Source organism: Cryobacterium sp. 10I1 (assembly GCF_035019805.1).
Taxonomy (GTDB): Bacteria; Actinomycetota; Actinomycetes; order Actinomycetales; family Microbacteriaceae; genus Cryobacterium; species Cryobacterium glucosi.
Genome location: NZ_JASJVF010000194.1, coordinates 1 through 6,243, shown reverse-complemented (window position 1 = coordinate 6,243; position 6,243 = coordinate 1). Strand labels below are relative to the sequence as shown.

The 6,243-nt window shown below is 67.9% G+C and carries 8 protein-coding genes and 1 tRNA gene; 8 read left to right on the top strand and 1 reads right to left on the bottom strand.

The annotated features are described in order from the left end of the window. The 4 genes from QN345_RS14290 to QN345_RS14275 all read left to right on the top strand — a co-directional run. Positions 1-906, top strand: a 906-nt coding sequence (locus QN345_RS14290) for a DNA polymerase III subunit delta' (RefSeq protein WP_323508786.1), incomplete at its 5' end; no start/stop codon positions are given. A 99-nt stretch (positions 907-1,005) separates the two neighbouring features. Beyond that, positions 1,006-2,601 (top strand): alpha/beta hydrolase, encoded by a 1,596-nt coding sequence (locus tag QN345_RS14285; RefSeq protein ID WP_322189332.1) that lies wholly within the window; start codon positions 1,006-1,008, stop codon positions 2,599-2,601. 75 nt (positions 2,602-2,676) lie between these two features. Then, a complete protein-coding gene (locus tag QN345_RS14280) occupies positions 2,677-3,315 on the top strand; it encodes a TetR/AcrR family transcriptional regulator (protein WP_322189334.1) in 639 nt (212 codons plus the stop codon). A gap of 52 nt (positions 3,316-3,367) precedes the next feature. Beyond that, a tRNA-Thr gene (locus QN345_RS14275) sits at positions 3,368-3,440 on the top strand. A 51-nt stretch (positions 3,441-3,491) separates the two neighbouring features. Here QN345_RS14275 and QN345_RS14270 read toward each other — a convergent pair. Then, the gene (locus tag QN345_RS14270) at positions 3,492-4,064 is read right to left on the bottom strand and encodes a hypothetical protein (protein WP_322189336.1); all 573 of its coding nucleotides are present in this window, start codon (positions 4,062-4,064) and stop codon (positions 3,492-3,494) included. A 378-nt stretch (positions 4,065-4,442) separates the two neighbouring features. Here QN345_RS14270 and QN345_RS14265 point away from each other — a divergent pair, with 378 nt between their 5' ends. The 4 genes from QN345_RS14265 to QN345_RS14250 form a co-directional block, all read left to right on the top strand. Continuing rightward, positions 4,443-5,042, top strand: coding sequence for a hypothetical protein (locus tag QN345_RS14265; protein ID WP_322189338.1), 600 nt, complete (start codon positions 4,443-4,445; stop codon positions 5,040-5,042). 204 nt (positions 5,043-5,246) lie between these two features. Further along, positions 5,247-5,507: a hypothetical protein gene (locus QN345_RS14260; protein WP_322189340.1), complete on the top strand. Its 261-nt coding sequence runs from the start codon at positions 5,247-5,249 to the stop codon at positions 5,505-5,507. A gap of 71 nt (positions 5,508-5,578) precedes the next feature. After that, positions 5,579-5,800 carry a hypothetical protein gene (locus tag QN345_RS14255; protein ID WP_322136502.1) on the top strand — a complete coding sequence of 74 codons (222 nt, stop codon included), beginning with the start codon at positions 5,579-5,581 and terminating at the stop codon, positions 5,798-5,800. A 69-nt stretch (positions 5,801-5,869) separates the two neighbouring features. Further along, positions 5,870-6,243: alpha/beta fold hydrolase (locus tag QN345_RS14250; protein ID WP_323508785.1), on the top strand; the 374-nt coding region annotated here is incomplete at its 3' end.

Sequence of the window (6,243 nt, the reverse complement as noted above, 5' to 3'; positions counted from 1 at the left end):
GTCGTGCTCGCCACCGAGGGCGTCATCATCAAGATGGAATCCGTCAAGGAGGCCGTCAAACGCTCCCAGTATTCGCCCTCGGTCGGCCGCTACCGGGTCATCGTCGTCGAAGACGCCGACCGCATGGTCGAGCGCACCTCCAATGTGCTGCTCAAGGCCCTCGAAGAGCCGCCGGAACGCACCGTGTGGATCCTCTGCGCCCCGAGTGAGGCCGACCTGCTGCCGACCATCCGGTCCCGGGTGCGCACGGTCAGGTTGCGCGTGCCGAGCGTCGCCGACGTCGCAGCACTCCTTGTCGCGCGCGAGGGCGTCGACCCTGTCATCGCCGAGCGCTGCGCCCGCGAAGCACAGAGCCACATCGGCATGGCGCGGCGGCTGGCCACGAACCCCGAGGCCCGCGAACGGCGCGAGGAAACCCTGAAGGCCGCGCTCGGCATCCGTGGGGTCTCGCACGCGGTGAACGCCGCGGCGCGACTGCTCGCGATCGCCGGTGACGACGCGAAGGCGATCACCCTCGAGCGGGACGCCGCCGAACGCGAGGGTGTGCTCCGCTCCCTCGGCGTCGAGCCCGGCAAGTCGGTGCCGCCCGCGCTCCGCGGCCAGATCAAGGCGCTGGAAGACGACCAGAAACGGCGGGCCACCCGGAGCCTGCGCGACGGGCTCGACCGGATCCTCGTGGATCTGACCTCGCTGTACCGGGATGTGATCATGGTACAGTTCGGCCGCGAGAATGAAGTGATCAACCGCGAGCTCCTCGTCGGAGTGCGCGCCGCAGCGGCGGCGTGCGCGACCGTCACGACGCTCGCGACACTGGACGCCATCGCGATCGCGCGGCAGAGAATTGAATCCAATGTGGCACCGGCCCTGGCCCTCGAGGCAATGCTGGTGTCCGCCATCCGGCGATGAAGCGATGACTACGACGATGACCGCACGATGCCACCGCCCACGCGCGGCGCTCGTGAGAGCCTGAACCGCCTGCATGACCAGACCAGTAAAGAGGAACCGTTGACCACACGCATCCGCCAGCGCCCGGCGTCGAACGGCCCGGTGTCGAATGGCACCCGGACGCGCCGCCCGGCCGCCCGCCGCTTCGCGATCCTGGCCGCCGCCGTCGTCGTCACGATGGGGCTCAGCGGATGCGTGCCCGCGTTCCTGCCGCAACCCTCGGCCTCGACGTCGTCCCCCACCGGGGAGAGCGTCAGCAGCGCCCTCGACCCGTTCTACAACCAGGTGCTCACCTGGACCGACTGCGGTAACAGCCTGCAGTGCACCACCGCGAAGGCCCCGCTCGACTGGAGCGCGCCCGGAACCGACACCGTCGACCTCGCCCTCGTGCGGCACGTCGCGACCGGCACCCGGGTCGGCTCGCTTCTGGTCAACCCCGGCGGTCCCGGCGGCTCCGGGTACGACTTCGTGAAGGGGTCCCTCGACTACGCCACGGATGCGAAGCTGCAGGCCGGATTCGACATCGTCGGGTTCGACCCGCGCGGCGTCGGGCGCTCGTCAGCGGTGAAGTGTTACGGGGCTGCCGAGATGGACCAATACCTGTACGCCATCCCGACAGCAGCCCGCGGCACGGATGCCTGGATCCAGGAGGTCGAGAAGTCCTCGACCGACTTCGGAGCCGCCTGCGCCACCAACACCGGCGCCCTCCTCGCCCACGTCGACACCGTGAGCGCCGCCCACGACCTCGACATGCTGCGTGCCGTGCTCGGCGATGCCCAGCTCAACTACCTCGGCTATTCCTACGGCACCTTCCTCGGTGCGACATACGCCAACCTGTTCCCGGACAAGGTCGGCCGCCTCGTCCTCGATGGAGCCCTAGACCCGTCCACGAGCAACGCCGAGGTGACCCGGGTGCAGGCCGTCGGCTTCGAGAGCGCGCTACGCTCCTACCTCGCCGATTGCCTCGCTGGATCGAAGTGCCCGTTCAACGGCACCGTCGACCAGGCGATGACCACCATCTCCGCGCTGCTCGACTCGGTCGACCGGAGCCCGATCGCCGCGAGCGATGGCCGGATGCTCGGCGCCAACACGCTGCTGACCGCCATCATCTACCCGCTGTACCAGGCGTCGGCGTGGCCGAACCTGAGCGAGATGCTGTCGAGCGTGATGCAGGGCAACACCAAGATCGCGTTCCAGTTCGCGGATGCCTACAACGGCCGTAACTCCGACGGGACATACCTCGACAATTCGACCGAGGCCTTCCTGGCGATCAACTGCCTCGACTACAGCTACAACGACGACCCGGCCGTGATGCGCGCCGACGCCGCGGCCATCGAGGCCGCAGCGCCGGTCATCGGCAAGTACATGGCCTACGGCGACACCGGCTGTGCGAACTGGCCGGACAAGTTCACCGGAACCCGCGCCGAGATCCACGCGCCGGGAGCGGCGCCGATCCTCGTCGTCGGCACGACGAACGATCCGGCGACCCCGTACGTGTGGGCGCAGAGCCTGGCCAGGCAGCTCGACAGTGCGCAGCTCGTCACGTACGCGGGCGAGGGGCACACCGCGTACAACAAGTCCAATGCCTGCGTGAACAACGCGGTGGACTCCTACCTGCTGCAGGGGACGGTGCCGGCCACCGACCCGAAGTGCTGACGTGCGGGGGCGGCCGTGCGGCATGCGGTGACGACTCGAGGACTGCACATTTGCGCGCCGTGTAAGAATGTGACCATGGTGGATGTTGCGGAAGAACCCGGCCTGCGTGAACGGAAACGTCTGGCGACCCACCGGGCCATCCAACTCGCTGTGCTCACGCTCGCGTCCGAGCGCGGGGTCGACAAGGTCACCGTCGAGGACATCAGCCGGATCGCCGATGTGTCCCCGCGCACCTTCTTCAACTACTTCCCGTCGAAGGACGCCGCCCTCGCCGGTGACGATCTCACCCTCGGTTCCGAGGCGGAGATCGAGGACTTCGTACACAGGAGCCCGTCCGGTGACATCCTCGCCGACCTCGCGGTGCTGCTCTCGACCAGCGTGCAGAATTCCCAGGATGACCGGGAGATTCACCAGTTGCGGCGTCAGGTGATGAAGGAGAACCCCTACCTGTTCGGCATGCGGATGGCTACCCTCCGCAGCTTCGAGGGACACCTCGACGACGTGATCAGCCGGCGCCTCGCGGCGGACGATCCCGTGCTCGCCGCCGACCCGATCGCGCTGCACCAGCGCGCCCTGTTGCTCACGCTCGTCGCGGTCGCAGCCCTGCGACACGCCTGGCGCTGCTGGGCCGAGGGAGACGAGTCGGAGCCGCTCGCCGATCGGGTGCGGGCGTCGTTCGCGGGGCTGTACGAATTGACCCTCCGGACCAGCTAAGCTTTGTTGCTGTGTCACCGCGCGTTTCCGGAAGGAAGCATTCGGGCGTCACGCCGCCTTAGCTCAGTTGGTAGAGCATCTCACTCGTAATGAGAAGGTCGTCAGTTCGATTCTGACAGGCGGCTCCCTTTCCTCATCGCCCGGCCCGCTCTCTTCGTGCTGCCGATGTGCTCGTGCTATCGGTCTGCGAGGAGCAGGTTGAGTCGCCTTCCCGCCGGCGCGGTTTCCTTGTTCGTGCCCATCAGCTGGGCATCGTTCAAATAGGTGAGGTCGTCGACGGTGATGCCGAACCGGGCGGCCACGTCGGCGCGGTTTTCATTCGCTGCGGCGGTATAGCCCGCGGGCTTGCCGTCGATGACGTCGACCGTGCCCCGGGCGCCGGGCGTCGCATCGGAGTCCACGGGGTTGAGGTAGCCGCGGAGCGGCGTGAAGGTCCAACGGATGTCGGCGCGCGCGACGACGGCCTCAAGGCAGTCCGGGTCGGTTGTGTCCGGTTGGGCGGGGGTTGTGACCAGAATGACCTGGTCGATTCCGCTGGGATCGCCGCTGAGGATGCTGAGGTCACCCCAGCCGTAGGCGCCGCTTCCGCTCGTGAACGGCCCGAAGTCCATGCGGAAGCCGCTGTCGTAGCAGGTTTGGTTCGCCGGTATGGGCTGGGTCGCGGTCACCGCGTCGACCGTGGCCGCTGCCGGAGTGACGAGGTCATCGATGTGGAGTGTGAGCTCGGTTCCGTGGAAATCGAAGCTCACATTGCCGGTAGTACCGTTGTCGGACGTCAGCGTGCCCGTTCCGATGGTCCCGGTCGGGAGCGTCCCCGGAACGCCCGGTTGTGTTGCTGGTGGATCCGCGGATGCCGACGGCGTTGGGGCTGGCGTGCCGACGGCCCCGCCGCTCGAGCAGCCCGTAAGAGCCACCAGCATCGATATCAACCCGCATGTTGCCGCGATTCCGCGCATCCCATACCCCCGTGTGCAGATCCTAAGGGATGGAACACCTTCACCCCGGCCCTCGGAGGAGCCGGCACCGAGCCCGAGTCTTCATGTCTGGGACGCCGGTGGTTCATTGGCCAGCCATCGGGCCTTCCTAGATTGCGAGAGGGGGCGAGCGCCCCACGAGGGGGTTCACTGGTGGACGCGGGGCTCGAAACACGACCGGTGTGGTGGGCGCGGACATCCGTGCAGGCGACGCGGATCGGTGTGATCGCGATCGGAGCCGCACTGCCGTGGTTGCCGTTCATCGTCTGGCTGGGCCAGCCAGACCGGAATTTGCTCGGGCCCATGGGCCGCACGGGCGTCATCGTCACCGTCGTGCTGCAGTGTCTCTCCGTGGTGGTCGGGCTCGTTTTCGTCGTTGTGATGTCCGCCTGGACCGAGACCCGCGGGTGGCAGGCGGCCCGAATCTGGGGCTCGATCGCGTTCGTCTGGGGCATTCCGCTTGCCTGGCTCGCGGCGGTCGTGTGGCCCGACGGGGTCTGGCCCCGGGAATCCGGCCTGCCGCTGATCGTGTTCGGGGTGATCTGCGTGATCCTGGTCGTGCCTGCGCTGATCAACCCGCGCCGGACCGGCCTGGTGGCCGTCATCGGCACGATCCTGCCCCTGGTCATCCTCGTCGCGATCATCGCTTCGACAATCTCCGTCCCTGCGGTCTTCATCCTGCTCGGCCCGGCGACGGCGTACTGCGTCGCTGTGTCCCTCAGCGCTTCCGCGGCCGCCTTCGCCAGAATCTGACGCTCCGAGCGTTGCTGTTGCCGTGATCTCTCCGGACGCACTGGCCGCCGACATCTCAGGGACCGTCGAGCAGAGGTCCCGGCGCTTCGTCGAGCGTCCCTATCGCTCGGGGGGAAGCGGCGGTACGGTCTGCGCGATGGCCGGTTCGCGCGCGAACGAACCGCTCACCCTCCTGTCCCAGCGTCGGAACCGAGAGAGGCAATCATGACAACTGTGTTGATATTCCATGAGGTCGATGACGTCGAGCACTGGCTCACCTCACCCCGGCGGGACGAGGTGTTCGGGCCGCTCGGCATCAGCATCCAGACCTTCATCGACCCGACCGACGACCACAGGGTCGGCCTGATCGCCGACGTGCCCGACATGGACGTCTTCCAGCGGGTGATGGCGTCCGAAGTCGCGGCTGAGGCGATGCAGTTCGACGGCGTCCGCCCGGAAACCGTCGTGATGATGGTCGAGGGCTGACGATGTATGCCCGAATCAGCACCTTCAGGACCGGTCCAGACACCGACCCCCACGCGAATGAGAATGCGACCATGCTGCGGGTGCTGGCGAACCCCGGCTGCCGCGGCATGTACTTCCTGAAAGGCACGGAGACCGACACGGCCCTGGCCATCACCCTCTGGGACTCGGAGGACTCCCTCGCGGGGAGCAGGGAGCCCGCAGAGTCGATTCGCGCCGACTCGAGCGCCGAACAGCACCTGACGATCGTCGACGTCGAGGAATTCGAGGTGACGGCGAGCACCTTCATCGGCTGAGCCCTGCGGCGCCCTCCCCGGTGCGCTCGTTACGATGGGGGAGTCCCAGGCCCCGCTCGGAAGGCATCCATGGAGTACGCCCTCGCGCCCGACGGCGCCCGCATTGCCTGGTCGTCGACCGGCGGCAACGCGACAGGTGACCCCGTCGTCCTGGTCGCGGGACAGGGCGTCTCGAGCCGGTCCTGGTCTCCGCTGCTGCCGACGCTCGGTGCCCGGCACCGGGTGATCACATTCGACACCCGCGGGGTCGGCGACAGCGAGCCCGGCGCCGACGTGCGCTTCACGACGGCGGCGCTCGCCGAGGACATCGTCGCCGTTCTGGACGCCGCAGGGATCGACAGGGCGCACGTGTACGGGCACTCGATGGGCGGCCGGGTCGCGCTCTACTTCGAAGGCGAGCCAGGAGACTCCCGCGCGATCACCTACGCCGAGTTGACGGCCGA

Excerpts from the sequence above, each read along its gene's own strand:
- QN345_RS14255 (WP_322136502.1), top strand. The coding sequence starts at position 5,579 with ATGCTGCGGGTGCTGGCGAACCCCGGCTGCCGCGGCATGTACTTCCTG.
- QN345_RS14280 (WP_322189334.1), top strand. The coding sequence starts at position 2,677 with ATGGTGGATGTTGCGGAAGAACCCGGCCTGCGTGAACGGAAACGTCTG.
- QN345_RS14260 (WP_322189340.1), top strand. The coding sequence starts at position 5,247 with ATGACAACTGTGTTGATATTCCATGAGGTCGATGACGTCGAGCACTGG.